This window comes from Lunatibacter salilacus (assembly GCF_009797935.1).
GTDB classification, from domain to species: Bacteria; Bacteroidota; Bacteroidia; order Cytophagales; family Cyclobacteriaceae; genus Lunatibacter; species Lunatibacter salilacus.
Window position 1 is genome coordinate 32,453 of sequence record NZ_VOLC01000017.1, and the last position, 22,236, is coordinate 54,688.

Annotated in this window: 13 protein-coding genes; 4 read left to right on the top strand and 9 right to left on the bottom strand. The window is 42.6% G+C overall.

Features of this window, described 5'->3' with window-relative positions:
- Nucleotides 1-55: 55 nt before the first annotated feature.
- The 4 genes from FQ608_RS20305 to FQ608_RS20320 form a co-directional block, all read right to left on the bottom strand.
- Nucleotides 56-1,372 carry a Gfo/Idh/MocA family protein gene (locus tag FQ608_RS20305; protein WP_158860328.1) on the bottom strand — a complete coding sequence of 439 codons (1,317 nt, stop codon included), beginning with the start codon at nucleotides 1,370-1,372 and terminating at the stop codon, nucleotides 56-58.
- Between the two features lie 25 nt (nucleotides 1,373-1,397).
- Nucleotides 1,398-4,070, bottom strand: coding sequence for a PQQ-dependent sugar dehydrogenase (locus FQ608_RS20310; protein WP_234364301.1), 2,673 nt, complete (start codon nucleotides 4,068-4,070; stop codon nucleotides 1,398-1,400).
- An 81-nt stretch (nucleotides 4,071-4,151) separates the two neighbouring features.
- Complete coding sequence (locus tag FQ608_RS20315) at nucleotides 4,152-6,260, bottom strand: right-handed parallel beta-helix repeat-containing protein (RefSeq protein ID WP_158860330.1); 2,109 nt, start codon at nucleotides 6,258-6,260, stop codon at nucleotides 4,152-4,154.
- A 669-nt stretch (nucleotides 6,261-6,929) separates the two neighbouring features.
- Nucleotides 6,930-8,081 carry a BamA/TamA family outer membrane protein gene (locus FQ608_RS20320; RefSeq protein WP_158860331.1) on the bottom strand — a complete coding sequence of 384 codons (1,152 nt, stop codon included), beginning with the start codon at nucleotides 8,079-8,081 and terminating at the stop codon, nucleotides 6,930-6,932.
- A gap of 564 nt (nucleotides 8,082-8,645) precedes the next feature.
- Between FQ608_RS20320 and FQ608_RS20325 the strand changes: the two genes are divergently transcribed.
- The 3 genes from FQ608_RS20325 (at nucleotide 8,646) to FQ608_RS20335 (ending at nucleotide 11,824) form a co-directional block, all read left to right on the top strand.
- Complete coding sequence (locus tag FQ608_RS20325; protein WP_158860332.1) at nucleotides 8,646-8,840, top strand: PspC domain-containing protein; 195 nt, start codon at nucleotides 8,646-8,648, stop codon at nucleotides 8,838-8,840.
- Nucleotides 8,841-8,890: 50 nt separating this feature from the next.
- Nucleotides 8,891-9,979 carry a peptide-methionine (S)-S-oxide reductase MsrA gene (gene msrA / locus FQ608_RS20330; protein WP_158860333.1) on the top strand — a complete coding sequence of 363 codons (1,089 nt, stop codon included), beginning with the start codon at nucleotides 8,891-8,893 and terminating at the stop codon, nucleotides 9,977-9,979.
- A gap of 213 nt (nucleotides 9,980-10,192) precedes the next feature.
- Nucleotides 10,193-11,824, top strand: a complete 1,632-nt coding sequence (locus FQ608_RS20335) for a hypothetical protein (RefSeq protein ID WP_234364302.1) — start codon at nucleotides 10,193-10,195, stop codon at nucleotides 11,822-11,824.
- Nucleotides 11,825-11,844: 20 nt separating this feature from the next.
- On the opposite strand, the gene FQ608_RS20340 is transcribed toward FQ608_RS20335, so the two are convergent.
- Nucleotides 11,845-13,053, bottom strand: coding sequence for a glycosyltransferase (locus FQ608_RS20340; RefSeq protein WP_158860334.1), 1,209 nt, complete (start codon nucleotides 13,051-13,053; stop codon nucleotides 11,845-11,847).
- A gap of 198 nt (nucleotides 13,054-13,251) precedes the next feature.
- On the opposite strand from FQ608_RS20340, the gene miaE reads away from it, so the two are divergent.
- Complete coding sequence (gene miaE / locus FQ608_RS20345) at nucleotides 13,252-13,839, top strand: tRNA-(ms[2]io[6]A)-hydroxylase (protein ID WP_158860335.1); 588 nt, start codon at nucleotides 13,252-13,254, stop codon at nucleotides 13,837-13,839.
- Between the two features lie 616 nt (nucleotides 13,840-14,455).
- On the opposite strand, the gene FQ608_RS20350 is transcribed toward miaE, so the two are convergent.
- The 4 genes from FQ608_RS20350 to FQ608_RS20365 form a co-directional block, all read right to left on the bottom strand.
- Nucleotides 14,456-15,913: a DUF1501 domain-containing protein gene (locus tag FQ608_RS20350; protein ID WP_158860336.1), complete on the bottom strand. Its 1,458-nt coding sequence runs from the start codon at nucleotides 15,911-15,913 to the stop codon at nucleotides 14,456-14,458.
- 2 nt (nucleotides 15,914-15,915) lie between these two features.
- Entirely contained in the window at nucleotides 15,916-18,294 is a 2,379-nt protein-coding gene (locus FQ608_RS20355) for a PSD1 and planctomycete cytochrome C domain-containing protein (RefSeq protein ID WP_158860337.1), read from the bottom strand.
- 6 nt (nucleotides 18,295-18,300) lie between these two features.
- Complete coding sequence (locus FQ608_RS20360; protein WP_158860338.1) at nucleotides 18,301-20,703, bottom strand: PSD1 and planctomycete cytochrome C domain-containing protein; 2,403 nt, start codon at nucleotides 20,701-20,703, stop codon at nucleotides 18,301-18,303.
- A gap of 82 nt (nucleotides 20,704-20,785) precedes the next feature.
- Nucleotides 20,786-21,889, bottom strand: a complete 1,104-nt coding sequence (locus tag FQ608_RS20365) for an o-succinylbenzoate synthase (RefSeq protein ID WP_158860339.1) — start codon at nucleotides 21,887-21,889, stop codon at nucleotides 20,786-20,788.
- Between the last annotated feature and the right edge of the window lie 347 nt (nucleotides 21,890-22,236).

Below are 22,236 nucleotides of genomic sequence, written 5' to 3' on the forward strand. Positions count from 1 at the left end.
ATAATTAAAAAATAGGGGTACTTGAAAATCAGATACCCCTATTTTTTCTGACAAATTAAAGTCTATAACCCGGGCGATAAGAACGGTGCATATGCTGTTCGGCCTCCGCATCATTCACAAATTTCTCATTAATGGGGTCCCATTTCACCGGCCGCATCAATTCGTAGGCAATATTACCCAGCGTACAAGTGACACAGGTACTATGCCCAATTTCTACCGGTGCTATAGGGTCTTTTCTTCTGCGCACAGATTCGATAAAGTCAATATGATGCGCTCTTCCACCACCTCCTGACATATCCTTTTCGTCAGCCAAAACAGGATAAAGAGAAGGGTCAGATGCATTATAACTACTTCGGGTAACTTCTATCCAACCATCTTCTCCAAAAAATTTACATCCCCTCGATTCCTTTTCGTCAAAAGGCTGTTCTGTTACTACTACCCCATTCGCATACTTAAAAGTCAGGAAATTGGTGTCTTGGTATCCCGCGGGAATAATTTCTATCGGTCCGTTTCGGTCCATCCCTATACCCCATTGGGCAATGTCAAACATGTGCGCTCCCCAATCGGTGGTGAGTCCACCCCCAGTTTCCTTATACCAACGCCATGCTCCCCACATTTTCTCATTTTCCGGTGGGTTAAGGCTGATGGGCGGATTCAGTTCGTGATTGTAATGTATATCAGCGTTTAGCGGCCCCAGCCACATGTCCCAATTTAAGCCCGAAGGAATTTCTTCTTTTGGCAGGTCAAACGGCTTCGGAGGCCCACCCGAGCAAGCATATACTTTACTTATTTTGCCAATCCGACCTTTTTGAACCATCGTGACGGCATGTTGGAAATTTGCGTATGAGCGCTGCATGCAACCTGTGGCTAGGACAATATTGTTTGCTCTTACAGCTTTCACCAATTCCTGACCCTCTTTGATGGTAAAGGTTAGTGGTTTTTCGAGATAAATGTCCTTATTGACTTTACAGGCATCTATAGCCATTAGCGCATGCCAATGGTCCGGAGTGGCAATGACCACCGCATCAATGTCCTTACGGGCCAGCAAGTCATGATAGTTTTCATAGACATCTACCTTAACTGTTTTACCATGGCTTTTGTAATGTTCATCTGCTTTTCTTTTAAAGCGCTCTCTTTTAACGTCATAAACATCGCAACCTGCTACTACTTCTATATCTGGTAGGGTTATAAAGCTGTTCATCAGGCCATTATTCTGCCTTCCCAATCCTATAAAGCCAAGCCTAAGGGGGGATAATCTCGGATTTGGACGTGCTATACCAATTTGTGGAATTACCCCAATGCCAGCTGCACCAAGGAGCCCAGTGCCCAAGAATTTTCTTCGCGAAAGTTGGGTCTTGTTCTTTTTACTCATGTGTATTTTGGTTTATTATTATGTGTTACTTCCCGAAATATACCGTGTTTAGCAGAAACCCGTTCCAAATACTGGTTTTGGAGTCTCCCCTAAATACTATAAAAACGTCATCCTGTACTACCTGTTCGGAAATATTTACCCGAACTTCCATCCACCTCTTGTCCGTATCATCGAGTTTGTCCCTTTTTGAGAGTACCGGTGTTTCCGCCAATAATTGTCCCTCCGAACTCCCCAACCTAAATTCTAACTTGCCGGACGTATTGGCGGGGTCCAGTTCAAACGTAAGATACTTAATTCCTTTAAAATCTATATCTTTAAATTGAAGAAAAGCACTGTCGGAGGTGAATTTAATGAGAAAAGATCCTTGGTTATTGGCTTTCGCAGCATCTTGGAAACCATCGGCTTCGGCGGCTAGGACCTTCGCATACCTAAGTTGAATTTGCTCCCTCCCAATTATTGGGTCCATTCCCGACGCTCCTTTGTCCTGATAACTTGCTGTCAATATGTATTGGCCAAATGATTCTCCGTGTTTATCCAACGCTATACTGCCTTTTGTGTCTAGGTAGTTGCTTATTCCCACAGTCCCATCCTTTTCCAACGATAAAATGTAATCAATCATTTGTCCGACACCATCCCGATTCAATTGGGGGTGGGCGGGCATTTGGCGATCTCCCCAAATTCCGCCACCGCCGTCAATGACCGTACCGATCAATTTATTCTTCACATCCTGCCCATCATATTTGGCAGTAATTTCCAAAAATGTAGGACCTACCGAAGCCTTGTCCAACGCATGGCAGGCATAGCAATCGCTTCCCTCCATTAAAGTCTTGCCTGGTAAATCAAAAAGTTGCTGATGTCCTTCACTGGCCAATACCAAATCATATCCCGCCTCAAGGTAAGTCGATGTCACAAGCACTTCTTCGGGCTCTATGCCTTTTCCTACACTACCATCTTCCAAGTCTGTTACGCTGACTTCATAGTGCAAATAATTGTCCTCTTCCCAGTAAAAGGATTTATTGTTTTTTAAGTTAATGGAAACCTTTGGCGGTTCATTCCCAACCTGTATATCTACAAAAGCCTCAGAAACGGCTCCTTCAGAATCTTGTAGGCTAAGTTTCACACGGTATTGCCCTGGTGACTCAAAGCTATACGAGGGATTGGGGAGTGTGGACTGAACCCGGTTATCCCCTTCAAAGCTCCAAGAGTAGGTCAGTTGGTCGTCTAGATCGTGATCAAAGGATCCCTCGCTGGAAAAGGAAACTTTTAGAGGTGCAGCACCTTTATTTTTGTCAGCAAAGGCACGAACTATCGGTGCTCTGTTTCCTTCGCTGAAAGTTATTCGATACAGACCGGCATCATCATTTTGTGAATTCCAAAATGTTCCATATTCAAGAATATACAAAGAACCGTCTTTACCAAACTGCATATCTATGGGCTTGTCAAATGTGGTACTGGGCATAAAGGGTTCCATTTTTTGATAATCTCCGTTGTCATCCATGGTAACCAAAAATATCCAATTTCTCATCCAATCATAAATCAACAGTTTGCCATCAAAATAGGGTGGGAAAGTTCCTTCCGTTTTCCTATAAGTATCAGAATAAAATACCGGGCCTGCCATGGCATTTCGACCACCTTCCCCTAATAATGGAAACTCCTCCGAGGCATCGTACGGATACCAGATTAAAGCTTTTCGCGCAGGAGGCAGCACATTCACTCCTGCGTTGTTAGGTGAGTTGTTCACAGGACCGGCAGGGTCGTATTGGAAGTTGCTTATTTCCTTTTCAAAATCGTAATGCCAATAGGCCTTATTGTCCCCCACAAAATAGGGCCAACCATAAAACCCTGCTTCTTTTGCCTGATTGATTTCATCATGGCCTTTTGGACCCCTACCTATACTATCCTTAGCAGCATCCGGCCCAACTTCCCCCCAATACAGGTACCCAGTCTTCTGATCCAAAGAAATTCGGAATGGATTTCTATTTCCCAACACATATATTTCTGGCCTGGTATTGGGGGTGCCGGGTGGGAAAAGATTGCCTTCGGGGATAGTATAAGTACCGTCCGATTTTGGCTTTATCCGCAAAATACTACCCCTCAAATCATTGCTATTTCCGGAACTACGCTGGGCATCAAAGGCCTCTGCCCTACCCGGACGTTCGTCAATTGGATTATAATTATCAGACGCAAAAGGACTTGTATCATCTCCCAGACTTAGAAAAAGGTTTCCCGAAGGACCAAATTCCAAAGACCCACCTGAGTGGCAACAGCCGCGAAACACGGGAATTTCCAGCATAATCTTTTCCGAACTATTGTCCAATATTCCGTCTTTAAAGTCAAACCGGGAAAGTCTGTTGATACTTTCCGGACCGGATGGGGCATAATACAGATAAAGCCAGCCATTCTGGCTAAACGATGGATCTACTGCCAACCCTAACAAGCCATCCTCGTTTTCAGGGTAGACAGCTAAAGACCCAACCACGGCGGTAACCGAACCTTCAGGATCGTAAAGCTTCAGCTTTCCTTTTCTTTCAATAAACAGCACCTTCCCATCGGGAAGTACTTCCAATTCCATAGGCTCATCCAACTTCTCTACCAAGGTGATTTTGGTAAAGCGGGATTCCTCAGGCATTTCGGTATAGTGGGGATCGGTTTTGGGTGCTGTGCAACTAATCACTAAAGTCAAAAGTAGCAAAAACATAAAATCCCAGATTATCGGTAATTTCATCGTAAAGTAGAAAAAAGGAGTAAGTCCATATATCGGAAATTTGGCAAGCAATATTTAGAATCCTTCATTGACAATAACTATCTCATCAAATTTGGCGGCAAGCTCCGGGTCAAACTGGGCAAGTTTTATCCAGCTTTCATCGCCATATACTCCAACATTGTCCGTTTTAAAAGGTTTAAATCCGATCTTGCGGTAGGCACTGCTACGAAGGAACGAAAAGTCGGCATTTTTCGCATCTTTAAAATATGGATTGGAAACAATGGATTTTTTGTCTTTCCCAAGCGCCTGCCATTCCTTAAATGATAACTGATCAAATTTTATTTCCGTAGTTCGTTCATCCCAGTATAGGTTTTGATCCGTCGTGAAATTTATTTTAGCCCAATTTGAACTCAACAGGCTCCCCTTGTCAAAAAGAACAATGTTATTGGTAAAAAAGAATGAATTGTGTTCTTCAACACGGGTGGCCTGAAGCTGGGCTTTGATGTTATAAGCGAATATATTGTTTCGAATATGATTGTCCTTTCCATAATGCTGGTGAAACCCGGAACTTTTGCAGGCATAGACCAAATTGTTTTCCATCAGTACACCCGTGGAGCCTTCGTCAGTGTACAGTCCCCAGCCTCCATAGGTAAGTGAATACACATGGTGAATCACATTATTGCTCACTTCGGTTCCTTCAGACAACCCCAAGGTGTAAACACCTCCCATGTCACTTAGATCGCCCCATCCCAGATGGTGAATATGGTTGTATTTAATTGTATTCCTTTTGGCAAAACTCGGAGTATAACCCCAAACCCACCCGACTGATACGCCTGAGTACCTAAAATCGGCAATTTCATTATGGGTTAATTGGTTGTCACTTGCGTGAAAGATGGTCGCACCTACCGCACAGGGGAAAACCCAACCTCCCGAACGGATGATATTGTTATCCACAAGAATTCTTCTAGAAACGTCGTTCTCTAAGCCTTCCTTGGACCCTGCTGCAAAGGGGCCAATTTTTACACCACCTGCCCCCAAATCATGAAGGTAACAGCGCTGAATACTACTGTCTTCCACCCCTGCCCTCATCCAGATGGCTCCAATTCCCGTATGGGCTACTTCACAATCTACAAAATGAATATTTTCCGCATAATCTACCATGATAACAGATGGAATGGGTGCTGCTGCTTGAGCGGGTTCATTGCCTCCTTTTGGAGTGATATATCCGGCGACTTGAAAACTTATTCCTTCAAAATAAATATTTTGAACCCTTGCCTGTTTTTTTCCAGAAATGATTAAAAATTGATCTGTTACCGGTACCACCACTTCGGCAGTAGTCATGTCTTCGTCCTCTCTGGCCATGTAGAAAAGGGTACCATCTTTTTCCAAGAACCATTCTCCCGGCACATCAAGCCCTGACCGGATATTTTCCACAAAAAACCTCGAGTTTTTGTTTAGCGGATTCCAAGGCTTCATACCTTGGCCGGAAATATACAGGCTTCCGGTTTCTTCTTCATAGGCCTCGACAAACTTGCGCGTATTATCCCAATTATGATAAAACACTAACAAAACATCGCCAAGCTCCTTTTCCTGTTGCAATTGTAAACCCGACAAGGATTCTTTATCGGCAAATACCTGCTGAACTCCAAATTCAGGAGCCCTTCCGGAACCCTTTACCAAAACTGTTTCTTTCACCTCATCTACCTGAAAAAATGATCCCAAATTAGGAGTTCGGGCTCGTACTGCCCTATTCCCGTTCACATAAAGCTGTTCAAAATGCCATTTATATAAGCTAACTTCGGAAATATGCGTCTTCCACAGGTTATCTTTAACTCTTTCAAACCCACTTAACTTTTTCCCACCTGAGAAGACAACTTTTTCTCCGGGTGCGGCCATGTACTTTACCGTAACCGTGGTATCCCCGCCATCCACCGGTCCAAGTTCCAAAGGTGAGTCCATGTAATACGTTCCGGACATAAAAATTATCCGAATAGTACGGTCTTCGGGAGATTCCTTCCTATAATTTCTAACAGCTTTTTTGGCTCCGTACACAGTGCCAAAGGGATCTTGTTCAGTTCCGGGATGAGTGTCGTCTCCATGGGGAGAGACAAAGAAGTCTTTGCCAAAAGCAGTTTCGGCAAAAAGACTGCAAAGAAAAATAATCAGGAAAACTTTGGGCTTCATCAGGCTATAGTGATCTTTTGGGTCAGCATATTGAATTTGGCCCTCAATATATAAAAAGGATAGAACGGTAGGAAATAAATTCAGGAATACTTCTTAGAATGTGCGTAGAACTAAGGGGGTAGAGATTTGGTCAATTGCTTTACTACCATGTCCCAAATCAGAACGACTCCATGCAAGGTTGAAAACATTCAAAAAATAAATCGAATTATTTTTAGGATGAAACGCAATTTTTTTTGCACAAATAACCTTATTGTATTTATCAAAAAACCATACAGATTCAATGCCTATTTTCGCTTTTTTATTACTTACATGTTATGTATGTTTGATATGTAAAAGTTACTTTGGGGAGAATTTACCGCCTAGTTATAGTTGTTCTTCGTAAAACTCGTTTGTTGGACATACTTAAAAATGGTTGGCTAAGTCCAATTTGAGAAGGAGGAAAGAAAAATGGGAGTTGGAATTGTGATTGTTTGTTTAATAAGTTTAGGATTGATTTATATATACAAATCGGTACTCCAGGCTGGCGAAGATATGGAAACCGTTGACAGTGTTTCTGTAGAACAAAAATTAAAAAAGCCTGATGGATGGAAAGTAGGGAAATTACCTAAAGAGTTTAATGCAATCAAGCATCATTCCCAGGTAAAGGAATCCCAAAAATTTCCTGATTTATCAAAAAGCTTCTCCGATAAAAAAGTAAAATCCGTTGCCTTCCTGGGTAATGGCAAAATCCAATCGGGTATAAATATCCTTTTTTGGAAATAGCAGGAATCGTATACCTGTACCCGCAGACCATACAAAAGAACTGGAGTTGAATTGGCTGAATTCCGGGAAAACTTGGGCTGCCCCCGCAAAAACCGCACCTCCTAACCGATCTGTAAAGCCTAATTTAAACGGTAAAAACCGGAGTTCAACCTGAGCTGCAAGTTGATTTTTATCTCTGTACCGACCTGTATAATATCCCCGCATCATGGATTCTCCTCCCATCAATGATAATTGATTAAAGGGTACCGTGCCCATATTAAACTGCCCAAGTAGCTGTGTTGCGATGACGGTGTTTGGTGTCAACGGACGATAGAGCCTTGTATCGGATATGACGGTAGTAAAATTAAATTCACTGTTCCAAAAAGGATTATATTGGAAAAAAGCCAGTTCCGAAAATAGTCCATTTCTCACATTTAACACATTATGTCGGTCATCATACACCAAACCTAACCCCATTCCCAAATTCGTAGAACCTTCATATCCTGATGGTAAATTCAAGGGGACATCTTCAACAGCTGGTACAAATTCTACCTGACTAAGTCGTTGTAAATCCATTTCTACACCAAAAAACAGATTTTTTCTAATTTGCCTCAATACCCTCTCCTTGATCCAGACCTGATTGGCATCCACCCTAGCCAGATAGTCTGCCGGAGAATCAGGCCCAATGCCATAATATAAAAGCGGAAAACTTTGAAGCCGAACCCGTCCCAAAAAAAACCATGAATTTCCCGGTGAATATAAGGCATGATCCAGCCATAGTCCATACTGGTTTTCCAATGTGAAAAAGGTGAAGCCATTAATTTCACTTAACCTGTTTGTGGTATCCCTATTGGCATAATATACATACAGTGTGCTAAAGCCTATTTCCCAACTCGTTTCAGGAGCATAAGCCAGCGTAGGATACATGAGAAACTGGGGCCTGGAAATATCACTGGTATCGTTCAGTACGGAATTGATATATCGTTTAAAAAAACCCTGTGAAAGAACTGGATTTGATAGAGACAAAAGAAATGCAAAAACTAATAACCCACCGATAAAAAATCTCCTGCCTTGATTCATATATTACGTTTTGCTATATCCGTAAAATTAACCTGAAAGGACGGAATTTTTATAGGAATGTTTGAAAATTACTTCTTATTTTGATTCATTTATTGAATTGATAATTCAACTGATTGGATTTGGGGTTTCCCCAATAATCGAAATTGGCGTGCTAAACTTATAAAATCCACTAGTACGAAGACCACCATCTCGTTTTGTGTCTTCCTGACAAAATAAAAATAAAGACCAATAAGGTCACAAAGTTTTTTTAGAAAATTCTCCGTACCCCCCTATGTATTGCCTCCGTATTCTCCTATGGTTCTATTCAATAATTGACCTTAAAGGGAAAATATTTATTAGAGGTTAATTTAAGTGAAATGGATCATTCATTGAGTTTATTTTGGGACCATTTGGTGGAATGTAAAATTAAGCACAAGCCTAATTTAATCAACTGAATAAAATCGTTTCGATTTTGGTTTGATTTCTCGGAACTTGACTTCCATAAACGGATAAAATGTTAATCATGTTAGGATGAATAAATTTTACCTGTTAAATTGGGGTTTCAGTGCAATAAATCAAACTATTATGGAGAAAAAATTGCAACGTTCAATTTCGAATAAAATGATAGCGGGAGTATGCGGAGGATTGGCTAACTACCTAGGTTGGAGTGCAGATAAAGTTCGCGTTCTGTATGTGGTTGTATCTATTCTAAGTGCGGCCTTTCCCGGAGCCTTGGTATATCTGATACTGTGGTTCGTCATGCCCGAGGAAGAATTTTGAACATTATGTATCATATTTGGGTTTAAAGGGGTGAAAATTCATTAAATAAGATGCATTACTCAAAAATAATTTTAACCGTAATATTCAGTTACCTTTCTTTTATTTCCTGCTCTGCCAATAAGCCGGAAAACGGAGATAAGGAAGAAGTAGCTATTGAAAATTATAAGGGCAAGAAGGAATCGGCCACTTTTGCGGGTGGCTGCTTTTGGTGCATTGAGGCTCCATTTGAAGGTATTGACGGCATTTTGTCTGTGGTATCCGGTTATTCCGGAGGGAAGGAAAAAAACCCCACGTATTCGCAGGTGTCTGGAGGAAAGACGTCGCATAAAGAAGCGGTGCAGGTTACGTTTGACCCCGATATTATCAGCTATGCGGAGATAATCGACATTTTCTGGCAACAGTTTGATCCTACAGATGAAGGTGGTTCCTTTTATGACAGAGGAAGTCAGTACGAATCCGCCATATTTTTTCACAATAACAATCAGAAATCGGTGGCAGAGGATTCAAAGAAACGGTTACAATCATCCGGTATTTTTGATTCCCCTATTGTTACCCCTATTGTCAAATATTCCAACTTCTACTCCGCAGAAGAGTACCACCAGGATTATTATAAAAAGAGTCCCAGGGAATACAAGTCTTATAGAACAGGTTCGGGAAGAGACCGCTTTATCAGTCAGCATTGGGAACTTCCCAATGCCGATAAATATAAAAAAAGGTCCAAATCTGAATTGAAAGCACATTTGACAAGCCTACAATACCAGGTAACCATGGAAGAGGCTACCGAGAGGGCCTTTGACAATATGTATAACGAAAATAAAGAAGCGGGAATTTACGTTTGCATTGTTTCCGGAGCACCGCTTTTTAGTTCGAAAGACAAATATGAATCTTATTCCGGCTGGCCAAGTTTTACCAAACCTATAGATGCGCGCTATCTGGACAAGCCTGTGGATCGAAGCGCAGGTATGGTCCGCGTAGAAGTTAGAAGTAAGTTGGGTGACTCCCACCTAGGTCATGTGTTCAATGATGGACCTGATCCTACGGGATTACGGTATTGCATGAACTCCGCTGCAATGAAATTTATCCCCAAGGCCGAAATGAAAAACCAAGGATATGAGGCTTATCTGTGGAAGGTAGAATAGTACCCCTTAAGCTTATATTCAAAATTTAAACCCAACTTGAAATTTTCATGTTGGGTTTTTTTGTTATGAAGGTAGTAGACATAAAGAAGGCACTCCAAAATAATGACAAGAAATATTTTGGTTTATTTTTTTCTAGATAAGCCAACTTTTATTTTAATTTTTATATTTTTAACAGATACAAAATGGAATTATACTCACCTACCCCACTTTAAAATGAGATTGTTAGTCTTGGTTGTACTTGGATTGGTTTGTAGTCAGTGTCAGAAAGTCAAACATGAAGATCCCCATTTTCAGGAGGCTTTGGAAAATGGCTATCTAGCTCACGAAGGGTTTAAAAGATGTTTGGACTATGTTTATGCGTGGCTGGAATTTGCAGATCCCCAATCCGGTTTGATTCCCAGAAACCTGACCGATTCAAAGGACTTTTGGAACGCAAAGGATGCGGCAGCGGACAATTACCCCTTTATGGTACTGACAGCAGCTATTTTGGATAAGGAATTGTATGATGGCCCGATGAAGGCAATTCTTGAAACAGAACAACGACTAACTAACCGTCTCGACCGATTGCCGGATGACTGGTCCTTTTCTAAACGGGATTTTGTGTCCGAAGAAATTGATAGGGATGAAATTATATTCGGTTCTTCGGAATATGTGAAAGACGGTTTGTTGCCTTTAACGGAGTATATAGGAATGACACCATGGTCTGAACGTATGATAGGAATGGTGGATGATATATGGAAAAATGCCAGGTATGAAACTCCTTTTGGGTTGATTCCTTCCCAGAATGTGGAAGTAAATGGGGAGCTCTTGCAGGTGCTTTCCCGAGTCTATTGGATGACCGGAAATCAGAAATATTTGGATTGGGCGTTTCGGTTGGGAGACTATTATTTGTTGGGGGAAAACCATCCCACCCGGGATTCGGACCTGATCCGACTTCGTGACCATGGCTGCGAGATCGTCTCCGGACTGTGTGAGCTTTACCTTACAAGTGCCTTTGCCAAGCCGGAAAAAAAAGCCGCTTACCAACCACAAATCTATGAAATGCTTGACCGTATTTTGGAAGTAGGAACCAATGAGCACGGTTTGTTTTACAATCAAGTGAACCCCATAACAGGCGAAATACTTAATGATGGTATAGCGGACACTTGGGGATATACCTTTAACGCATACTACGGTGTATACATGCTTGATGGGCACGAGCCTTATAGGGATGCACTCCTAAAAGCCTTTGATAATTTGCATGAATATACGTATTACGACTGGGAAAGAGGAAGCCAAGACGGCTATGCGGATGCTATTGAAAGTGCCTTGAACCTATATAATAGAGAACGCATACCTAGCGCCAAAGAATGGATAGACAGTCAAACACAGGTAATGTGGTCCATGCAGGATTCTTCCCATCGCAGTGGAACGGAGGCATACCGGGGAATCGGTATCCTCGAAGGATGGCACGGTGACGGGAATTTTGCTCGTACTACCATCATGTATTGTTTATATAAAACGCTTGGAACCACCATTTCCCCTTGGAGTGAAAATGTATATTTCGGTGCGGTACAAGACGGGGAAGACCTCAAGGTTTCAATCCTCTCTGATGCAGATTGGAATGGTAAGATTCATTTTGACTATGCCCGACACCAAAAGATTTTTAACCTTCCTTTGGACTATCCACGGATAAACCAATTTCCGGAATGGTTTACGGTAGATGCGTCAAAAAGCTATCTAGTACATTTTGTTCATGAAGGAAAAACGAGGCGTTTTACGGGCAACGAACTGATAAATGGTATTGAAATTACCGCAGAAGAAAACATAGGGGTTTACCTGATAGTGGAACCTCATGAGGAATAATGGTTAAATCAAACTAATTCCTACGCATTTAAGGACTGAATTAATCCTTTGATTTTTTGATTTTCAATTTCCCTGATTAAATCTTCAGCAACAATTAAGACAGGTTGATTTGTAAAGCCATTGTCTCTTAGGTAATGTACCAATTTTAACACCATAAATCCATCCATCCACTGCCAAAAGCGACGAAAAAAAACATCATGACTCTTGGATTGCTGTTTCATTTGGTTAATCTTTTCTTTCAAACGGTGTTTGAGCAAAAAAGCCGCAACTTCCGGATTGAGGTTGTCAAATGAAACCTCTTGGATATACCAGTTTGACACCTGTTTGAAAAATTCTTTTAAAATTAAGTAGATTTTACTTGAATAGGTAGTCCTTAACTCCCTGTTAGTCATCCACTCCCACTGTGCCCTCCCTGTTCCAAACGGAACTCTGTCCGAAATCCTGCAAGAAGGGTAAACGGTAGCAGGTATATACTCAAAGCCCCCCAAGGGAAGAAGTTTGTGCATAAAATAGAAATCCTCCCCGGCTTTTCTGCGGTTCATACCTCCTGCTTTGGCATAGGCAGAAGCCCTCACAGACATGCATGACCCGACCGTATGCACGGCAAAAGGATAACCTGCATTTGCCAGGCCTAATATGTGGCATCGTAAATGAAGCTCGTACTCAATAATTCCCTGCCTTAGCATGGAATTGGTTTCATTTTCCCAATCATGACAAAATTCGAAATGTCCCATTATTAACTCCATATTTTCAAAGGATTTTTCCGCAGCAGTAAAATAATTTTTCGATACCGTGCAATCCGCATCTAGGCAAAGGATAGGCCCATCTTTATCCAACCAACACCACCTTCTCAATGCTTCATCCATGCCTATCTTTCTGGCCAGTCCTGCACCCGCAAATTTTATTGGCAACTTTTCTTCACGAATGATAAAAATCTTCATAAAGGGTGGGCAATGAGTTGTGATCCAGTTTTCAATTTGATCAACCGTCTTTTGATTGATGATGATAATTTTTGTGTCGGATCCCTCAGGTGCATTCACAATAATAAAGATTTCCAGACTTCCCTTTGGAGGATCACAGGAAGCTAAGGAAGCTAACGTCGGTAAAATATCAGGTTCTTTAAAACTTGGAATGACTACGATCAAACCCAGGGTCGGATCAGGAATACGGTCTATATAGGGTGGGTTTACCAAAAATCTCCGGGTATAGGTATCTAATAATTGCCTCATATGGGTATGTATAATTTTTGGGTAGAAAAAAGGAAAATAGAAAAGATTACTGCCAATTTCCTAGATTCCTTTTACTGTGAAAATAAATCATTTATCCAACTAAACCCAATTTGATTTTTAGATCGCTACTAAACTATCTTTCCTGGCAAAAGCAAAATAAAAAAGAATGGATATCTTTGAGTCAACCAAGATAGACCGATGAAATATTCCATTGATTTAAAAGTCCCCTCATCCCAAGCCTGGCTGGAAGCGGTAATGGCGGACTTTGATTCTTTTTTGCAGGACCATGCCGATTGTGAACGCAAGGCATCAGCTATGGCTACATCCCTTATCGCCAAATATCCTGACAGGACTAAGATTATTCCTGATATGATAGAAACTGCCATTGAGGAGTTGGAACATTTTCATCAGGTCTTTGACCTGATGCAAAAAAGAGGTGTTCCCCTAAACCGTGATATGAAGGAAGATCCTTATATCAAACAACTTACCCCGTTGACTCATGGAGGCACCGCAGATTCCCGATTCCTATCCCGGATGTTATTGGGATCCATCGTGGAATGCCGGGGTTGTGAGCGGTTTAAGATGGTTGCTGAAGCCCAAGACGAGGAAGAACTGCAGAAATTCTACAAAAGGCTTTGGGCCTCAGAAGCCAAACACGGGAATATTTTCGTGGAGCTGGCACTGGAATATTTTGATGAGAAAACTGTATATACCCGATTGCATGAGATGATGGAGTTTGAGGGAGAGGTGGTTAAGAACCTGACTATCCGTTCGGCCCTTCACTAATCAAATTGATATATCGTGACTTATAAACAAATTTATTTGACAATTCTAAATAAATTGGACTTCTATATTCCAGTCCTTAACGGAGGTTCAAAGAAGATATAGCTTAGTTATACTTTGTTACTTTTTTGATTCAGGTCAAAAAAGTAACCAACCTGTCCCGTTTTTACGGGGAAAACCCCGCCGCTGTGCATCTTTTGGCTAAAATCCGCGCACCTCCCACACATAGGCAAACTCCTCGGGATTTAAATAATTTCATGAAAAAATCAAATTTCAACCAAATCCCTCGTCAAAGTGCCTTTTCCACCGCACTGCCCGAATTTCTTAACGCCAAAATCTGCAAGGCGGAAGATAAGAGGGTATCGAGGTACAAATTTTAATAGAAACATTTACTTCTAAATCATAGAAAGTTGGTTCTCTTAACTCCTATTTTTAATTCTTTATACCAAGCTTTATTTTGGTCTATCGGCATACTATTAAAAACTGTCTTCCTTGGATTGGCCAAAAGATGATGCCGACAGTGTTTTAAACGCTGAAATAAAGAAAAATAGTCTTATCATTCTCTGATAGTATTAAGGTATGAAGTAAAACTTTATGACTTAGGAAATCAAATAAATTTTTACACCAACAAATCCTTCACCACATGCCCCGCCACATCTGTTAGCCGGAATCTTCTGCCTAGATGTTTATATATCAACCTTTCATGATCCAGCCCTAATTGATGCAGTACCGTGGCCTGAAAATCATGTACATGCACGGGGTTTTTGGCGATATTATATCCAAACTCATCCGTTTCCCCATATACAAATCCGGGCTTGACACCACCCCCAGCCATCCATATACTAAAGCATCTAGGATGGTGGTCACGCCCGTAATTTTCTTTAGTAAGTTTGCCCTGGGAATAATTGGTGCGGCCAAATTCCCCTCCCCAAATTACCAATGTTTCATCCAAAAGTCCTCGTTGCTTCAGGTCGGTAATAAGGGCCGCAGAAGCCTGATCCACATCTTTTGCCTGATCCCGCATTTCATTGGGCAAATTTCCATGTTGGTCCCAACCCTGATGATAGAGCTGAACGAACCGAACTCCATTTTCTGACAATTTTCTAGCTAGTAGGCAATTTGCTGCAAAGGTGCCCGGCTTTCTACTGTCCTCCCCATACAAGTCAAAAATCATGTCCGGCTCTTTGGACAAGTCCGTAGCTTCGGGCACTGCGGTTTGCATGCGGTAGGCCATTTCATACTGGGCAACTTTGGCATGTATTTCTGGATCCCCCAATTTCTCAAACGACAATTGATTTAATTCTGCGAGTCGGTCCAGCATTTTCCTCCGCTGCTGACCACTCATTCCCTCCTGGTTACTTAGATAAAGTACGGGGTCATCGCCACTGCTAAACTGAACGCCTTGATGAACTGACTCCAAAAAGCCATTGCTCCAAAGCTTGGAATAAACACCTTGTCCATTCCCCTTTCCTTTGGAAAGCAGTACCGTAAAAGCTGGCAAATTGCTGTTCTCGCTCCCCAGGCCATAACTTAACCAAGCTCCCATACTGGGACGGTTTCCTTGTTGGGCACCGGTCTGAAAGAAGGTAAGGGCAGGATCGTGATTGATTGCCTCGGTATGCATGGATTTAATGATACAGATATCATCCACAATTTTAGCCGTATGGGGAAAAAGCTCAGAGACCCATGCCCTGGCCTGCCCATACTGTTGAAAATCATAAATTGAACCGACCATGGGAAAAGAAGTTTGACTGGAGGTCATGCCTGTAAGTCGCTGCCCTTGTCTGATAGAGTCAGGCAATTCCTCCCCCCACATTTCCCTGAGCTTGGGTTTATAGTCAAAGGATTCCAACTGGGAAGGTGCTCCGTTTTGGAAAAGATAGATCACCCTTTTTGCTTTGGGTGCAAAATGGGGTATCCCAGCCAAAGGGTCTACGTCCCTTTCACCGTTAATTCCGCTGAATAAATCCGGGATAAGAAGTGAACCTAAGGCCGCGCTACCCAAGCCTAAACTAAGTTTGGATAAAAAATGCCTGCGGTTGGTATTCAACCCATGTTCTATCAATTTATTTTCCATGATTATGATTTCATTAAGGTTTCCTCCAAGTTATAAATCAAGCTGATCACCTGCATCAATGCCGCATGCTGTACGGTATCAAGGTTTGTTGCCTGGGGATACTCGCCAACGTCCAATACTTTTTTAGCCTCAGAGGGGTTAAGATTATATTCTTTAAGTTGATCTTGATAATGTGCAGTAAGTATTTCAAATTCAGCCGATAAAGGCATTCTATTTACAATTAATCTGAAAGCCTGTTCAAGCTTTTGTTGCGCACTTCCTTCCTGCTTTAGCAAGCGGGCCGCAAGAACCCGGGAGGCTTCCAAAACCATGGGGTCGTTCATCATAAGTAACGCCTGTAAGGGTGTGTTAGTTGTTGCCCGGTCTGGTTCACAGGTATCCCTATTGCTTGCATCAAATATCATCATACTCGGAGGTGGAAGGGTTCTTTTGATAAATGTGTATAATCCCCTTCGGTAAAGGTCGTTGCCGCTATCTTGTATATAAGTGCCCAACAAACCAAATTTGGCACCGGTAGAAGCCGCAGCTTCCCACAATCCCGGGGGTTGATAAGGCTTTACACTTGGTCCCCCCACATCTGTAAACAACAAACCACTGCTGGCCATCACGAGATCTTTGACAAATTCCGCTTTAATCCTTTCTCTTGGTGCCCGGGTATAATACGCATTACTAGGATCATAAATGGGCGTTGTAAGTGCGGCTGATTGCATATATGTCGCCGAAGTGACTATTTGCTTCATGAGCCGTTTGATATCCCAGCCGTTTTCTCTAAAATCCACTGCCAGCCAGTCCAACAATTCAGGATGGGTGGGCAAGTCTCCCTGCATGCCAAAATCACCCACGGTTTCTACAAGTCCCTTACCAAAAACCTCTTTCCACATACGGTTTACAAAAACCCTCGAGGTTAGTGGATTATCCGTGTCAAAAAGCCACTGAACCAATCCCAATCTATTTTTCGGCAATTCATTGGAAAATTCCAGAATTGAGGTGGGCATGGCAGGCTGGACAAGCTCACCGGGCGCATCATATACGCCCCTCTCCAAGATATGGGTGGGTCGAATGCTATCCAGGTCTCCCATGACAGATACGATTAGTCCTAACGTATCCCGTTTGTTTATAAAAGAGAGAATTCCGGTCAGGTCTTCATCGGTAATCTCAATTTTGGGATGTTTCGCATACGTGTTGGGCCCGCCGATGTTAGACTCGTGGCCCACCTCCCGGATATTATTGAAGAAGGCATACAACTGAAAATAGTCCTTCTGGGATATCGGATCGTACTTGTGGTCATGGCACTGAGCGCACTCCATGGTAATGCCAATTATGGCCTTGCCGAAGGTATTGGTACGGTCTACCACATATTCCACACGGTACTCTTCATCTATGACCCCTCCTTCTTCGGTGATTTTATGATTCCGGTTAAATCCAGTAGCTAGGATTTGCTCTTTGGTAGGTTCAGGCAACAGGTCACCCGCAAGCTGCCAAGTGATAAATTGATCGTAGGGTAGGTTTTTGTTAAATGCATGAATGACCCAGTCCCTCCAAGGCCATTGACTTCTGAAGTTATCATCTTGATAACCATGGGAATCCGCATACCGCGCTACATCCATCCAATGGACAGCCATTTTTTCACCATAAGCATTGCTTGCCAATAGTTCATCCACAAGGGATTCATAAGCCTCTGGGGAATTATCGGCCATAAACCGCTCCATCAAGTTTAGAGAAGGGGGCAGTCCAGTCAGGTCTAAGCTTAAGCGTCGAAGTAGTGTTTCCTTGTCCGCCTCTTTGTTGGGGTTTAAACCTTGGTTTTCCTGTTCTTTTAATATAAAATAATCAATCTCGTTTTTTACCCAAGAATTGGATTTTACCTTCGGAAGTTCGGGAGATTGGGGAGGGATAAAAGCCCAGTGAGGTTCAAAAGCAGCTCCTTGCTTGATCCATTTTTCGATCAATCTGATTTGGTGGTCACTAAGTGCCAGATTGGATTCAGGAGGTGGCATTTGATCATTGGCATCATTTGAGACTATACGTTTATATACTTCAGAACGCTTAATATCCCCCGGCACGATTGTATGGGCTTGAGGATTGTCTTGTAAAGTTTTAAATGCCTCCTTCTCAATATCCAACCGCAAACCAGCTTCTCTTTTGTTGGCGTCAGGACCATGGCAGGCGAAGCAATTGTCGGATAAAATGGGTCGAATATGCAAATTATAACTAATCTGGTCCGGGAGCTTGCCATCTTCTACCTTTATGTCGCTTTTCTCACAGGACGTCAAAAGTAGCCATAGACTCAAACCCAACAAGGGGTAAATGGCAATCCTCCTACGAACCTCAATCCAAAATAAGTATTTAGAGCAATTTCTAAGTATTAGGTTCAACCTCATAAAAGATTACGATTTTGTAATGGATTCCTCCATGTTATAGATAGTATGAATCACCTGCATCATAGCTGCCAGTTCGGAAATGGGTAGGTCGGTAGGAATAGGGGAATCACCGACTTGCAGTAACTGGATGGCGACATCTGGATTTGATTCAAAATCAAGTAACATCTCTTCAAGAAACTCCGCTAAAATGGATATTTCTATCTGATCAGCATTTCGACCAACAATACGTCGAAACCCCTCGCGAACTACATCTTCCCTGGTTCCTGTTTCCTTCATTAAGGTCGCAGCCAATACTCTGGAGGCTTCCAAAACAGTGGGATCGTTCATCATCATCAGGGCCTGCAAGGGCGTATTGGTGCGTTCCCGCTCTATCTCGCATTCATCGCGGTTACTGGCGTCAAACAGAATCATTGAGGGGGGCGGTACTGTCCTCTTGATAAATGTATAAAGCCCCCTTCTATATAGTGCACCTAAGGAATCCTGCTTGTAACTTGCTAGGTTACCCCTTCCGGATGTTGCCAATTCCCACAAGCCAGGTGGTTGGTAGGGTTTTACGCTTGGGCCCCCAATGGTGGGTACAAGCAGACCGCTACTTGAAAGAACAAGGTCACGAATATGTTCCGCAGGCAACCTGTTTCTGGGAAACCGCGCCAAATAAATGTTTTCTGGATCTTTTTTTAGGTGGTCCGGATTGACATTGGAGGACTGTCTATAGGTATTGGAAAGTACGATCTGGCGTAGCAACCGTTTTATGTCCCAGCCATTTTCCATAAATTCCACGGCCAGCCAATCCAGCAGTTCGGGGTGGGTAGGAAGTGCTCCCTGCATGCCAAAATCACCCGGAGTGGAAACCAAACCTGCTCCGAATATTTGCTGCCAAATTCGGTTGACGAAAACTCGGGCAGTCAGCGGGTTGCCGGTATCAAAAAGCCATTGGGATAGACCTAACCGGTTTTTTGGGTAGGCATTGTCGAATGGTAAAATCCGCTCCGGGGTACCGGGGAAGACTTCCTCCCCATAAGTTTCATAATCCCCACGCAAAAGCACAAATGATGGGCGGATAGTATCCAAATCGGCCATTACAGAAACCCTCAATTTACCTGTTTCGGAAAGCAAGGCTTGGTAATTGGCTCCGCTGTTTACATCTCCGATTAATGCGGTTGACAATGCGGCTGAATCAGGTCTGTTCAAAAAGGACAATATTCCATCCACATCCTCATCGGTGATCTCCATCATGGGGTGCTTGGCGGGACTTTTTCTGGAAAAACCCGGGGAGGATTCTTCCATGCCAACCTCTGCCACGTTGTTGAAGAAGGCATAAACTTGAAAATATTCTTTTTGGGAAATGGGGTCGTATTTATGGTCATGACATTGGGCACATTCCAAGGTCATACCTATTAACGCCTTACCAATGGTGTTCGTCCGGTCCACGACATAACTTACCCGGTATTCTTCATCTATGGCACCCGATTCCTCGGTGATTTTATGGTTTCTGTTAAACCCTGTGGCCAAAATCTGCTCTTTGGATGGGTTGGGGAGTAAGTCCCCCGCCAATTGCCATGTGACAAACTGATCATAGGGCATATTTTGGTTAAATGCATGAATCACCCAGTCCCGCCAAGGCCACTGGGTCCGGTAATAATCGTCCTGGTATCCATGGGAATCAGCATAGCGCGATATATCCATCCAATGAACGGCCATTTTCTCCCCATAGGCTCTGCTGGCAAATAAGGAATCCACTACTCTTTCATACGCATCTTCTGCTTGATCAGAAATGAAACGCTCCATCTCTTCCAATGTAGGAGGTAAGCCCGTAAGGTCAAAAGTAACCCTTCTAAGTAACTGTTCCCTGTCAGCTGGGGTATTGGGTGATAAACCACGCTCCTCTTGAGCAGCGAGTATATAGTGATCTATTGGGTTTTGAGGCCATTTTTTCGCTTTTATTCGTGGGAGGTCTATTTTTTCGGGAGAGGTAAAGGCCCAATGCGGTTGATAGGTTGCCCCTTGTTTAATCCATTTTTCAATCAAGGCTATTTCCCGGTCCCCTACCTTGAGATTACTGCTTGGAGGAGGCATTTGTTCACTTTCATCTGAAGCAACTAACCGAAGATAAGCATGCGACTCCAAAGGGTTTTTAGGAACCAATGCAAAAAGCCCGGGTGATTCCTCGAGTACTTTAAATGCATCTTCGGGGATATCCAGCCTTAATCCCGCCTCACGCTTGTTGGCATCGGGTCCATGACAGGCAAAACAGTTTTCCGAAAGGATGGGGCGAATATGCAGATTGTAGCTTACCTCATCGGGAAGAGGTAAGTCCCCCCTGTTCACAGATTGTTCACCACAACCAAAGACTATACTGCCTAAAATGGAACTGACTATGAAATATCGGAGGAAATTTCGGGTAATCATCAAATCGTATTTGCGCTTATATCAATTCTAAATATAACCATTAAACCCGAATATTCCACGCAGAAAAACAGGAACGGTAAAATCAGGAAAATAATCCGGCTATGTTTCCCCATTCGTGTTGATCCCCATAAGAGAGCGTGCCCTTAGATATAGTCAGTGGGGAAGGAATATTATTGTCATATAACTGGCCTGTACCCAAGCCTTGGGGCAGGCCTGTCGCATAGGTTGCCGAAAATTGCGCAATGGCATTTAAGCCAATATTACCTTCCAGAGCAGAGGTAATCCACCATCCTATACCTAAATCCTCAGCTATTCTTATCCATTCCTGAGACGATAAAAGACCACCTAGGAGCGTGGGCTTTAGAATTATATACTGGGGACGTATAGTTTCCAACAAATTTATTTTATCGGCCAGAGAATTAATCCCGATCAGCTCTTCATCAAGCGCTATAGGAACTGGGCTTTCAGAACATAGACGGGTCATTTCATTTATATTACCTTGTCTGATGGGCTGCTCTATACTGTGTAAATTAAAGGTAGCAAGCTGTTGAAGTTTCCCCATCGCCTCAACAGGAGAAAATGCCCCATTGGCATCAACTCGAATTGAAATAGAATTGGCCGGAAATTGGTCTCTAATAAGTCCCAGTAACTCACATTCCTGACTAAAATCCAATGCCCCAATTTTAATTTTGATGCAGTCAAAACCAGCAGCCAGCTTTTCCTCAACTTGCTTCCACATAGTATCCTTATCCCCCATCCAAACCAAGCCATTTATTGGAATGGGCGTTCCTTTATCATAAAAGTCGTTCGGCATAATCCTCCGCTTTCCTCCATGAATTAAATCCAAGATGGCTGTTTCCAAGGCAAATTGTATGCTCGGAAATTGACTAGGTACTATTTTTTTAATTTGAAGTAAAAGTTCGTCAAATTGAGTAGAAAAATGTATTCCATCCAGACTTTGGAGTAATTGATTCAGCTGAATATCGAAATCAGGGAGGTCATCTACACTGAGGCCAATCAATGGTCCGGCCTCACCATATCCTACCCATCCGGGGAAATGATCGGAACGGCATTCCACAAAATAGTTAAGCTTCTTCTTAAGCACACCCCTCGATGTGCCAGCATCAAATTTGAATTGAAGGGTGTAGGGTATAAAACGGGCCTTTACGGTAAAACTGCTTTTCATCTGTTTATAATTTGATTTTTAACGGTCAGATGGAATCTCGCAACGGTAATCATCCCACTGTGTGACGTTTTCGCCATGCTCGATTTCATGTGTTTATAATTGTTTTTCAGTTGCCACATGGAATCTCGCAATTATAATCATCCCTCCGTGCGTCGCCTGCGTCATGCTCGATTTCATCTGTTTATAATTTGTTTTTCAACGGCCAGATAGCCTGTCCCGAATTTATTCGGAAGAATCTCGCAACGATAATCATCCCACTGTGTGACGTTTCCGTCATGCTCGATTTCATGTGTTTATAATTGTTTTTTAAAGGTCACCCCGATTAATCGGGGCAGGCTATGGAATCT

Coding starts and splice junctions, on each gene's coding strand:
- FQ608_RS20360 (WP_158860338.1), bottom strand. CDS start 20,703: ATGATTACCCGAAATTTCCTCCGATATTTCATAGTCAGTTCCATTTTA.
- FQ608_RS20325 (WP_158860332.1), top strand. CDS start 8,646: ATGGAGAAAAAATTGCAACGTTCAATTTCGAATAAAATGATAGCGGGA.
- FQ608_RS20335 (WP_234364302.1), top strand. CDS start 10,193: ATGAGATTGTTAGTCTTGGTTGTACTTGGATTGGTTTGTAGTCAGTGT.
- FQ608_RS20365 (WP_158860339.1), bottom strand. CDS start 21,889: ATGAAAAGCAGTTTTACCGTAAAGGCCCGTTTTATACCCTACACCCTT.
- FQ608_RS20350 (WP_158860336.1), bottom strand. CDS start 15,913: ATGGAAAATAAATTGATAGAACATGGGTTGAATACCAACCGCAGGCAT.
- FQ608_RS20310 (WP_234364301.1), bottom strand. CDS start 4,070: ATGTTTTTGCTACTTTTGACTTTAGTGATTAGTTGCACAGCACCCAAA.
- miaE (WP_158860335.1), top strand. CDS start 13,252: ATGAAATATTCCATTGATTTAAAAGTCCCCTCATCCCAAGCCTGGCTG.
- FQ608_RS20315 (WP_158860330.1), bottom strand. CDS start 6,260: ATGAAGCCCAAAGTTTTCCTGATTATTTTTCTTTGCAGTCTTTTTGCC.
- FQ608_RS20340 (WP_158860334.1), bottom strand. CDS start 13,053: ATGAGGCAATTATTAGATACCTATACCCGGAGATTTTTGGTAAACCCA.
- FQ608_RS20305 (WP_158860328.1), bottom strand. CDS start 1,372: ATGAGTAAAAAGAACAAGACCCAACTTTCGCGAAGAAAATTCTTGGGC.
- FQ608_RS20355 (WP_158860337.1), bottom strand. CDS start 18,294: ATGAGGTTGAACCTAATACTTAGAAATTGCTCTAAATACTTATTTTGG.
- FQ608_RS20320 (WP_158860331.1), bottom strand. CDS start 8,081: ATGAATCAAGGCAGGAGATTTTTTATCGGTGGGTTATTAGTTTTTGCA.
- msrA (WP_158860333.1), top strand. CDS start 8,891: ATGCATTACTCAAAAATAATTTTAACCGTAATATTCAGTTACCTTTCT.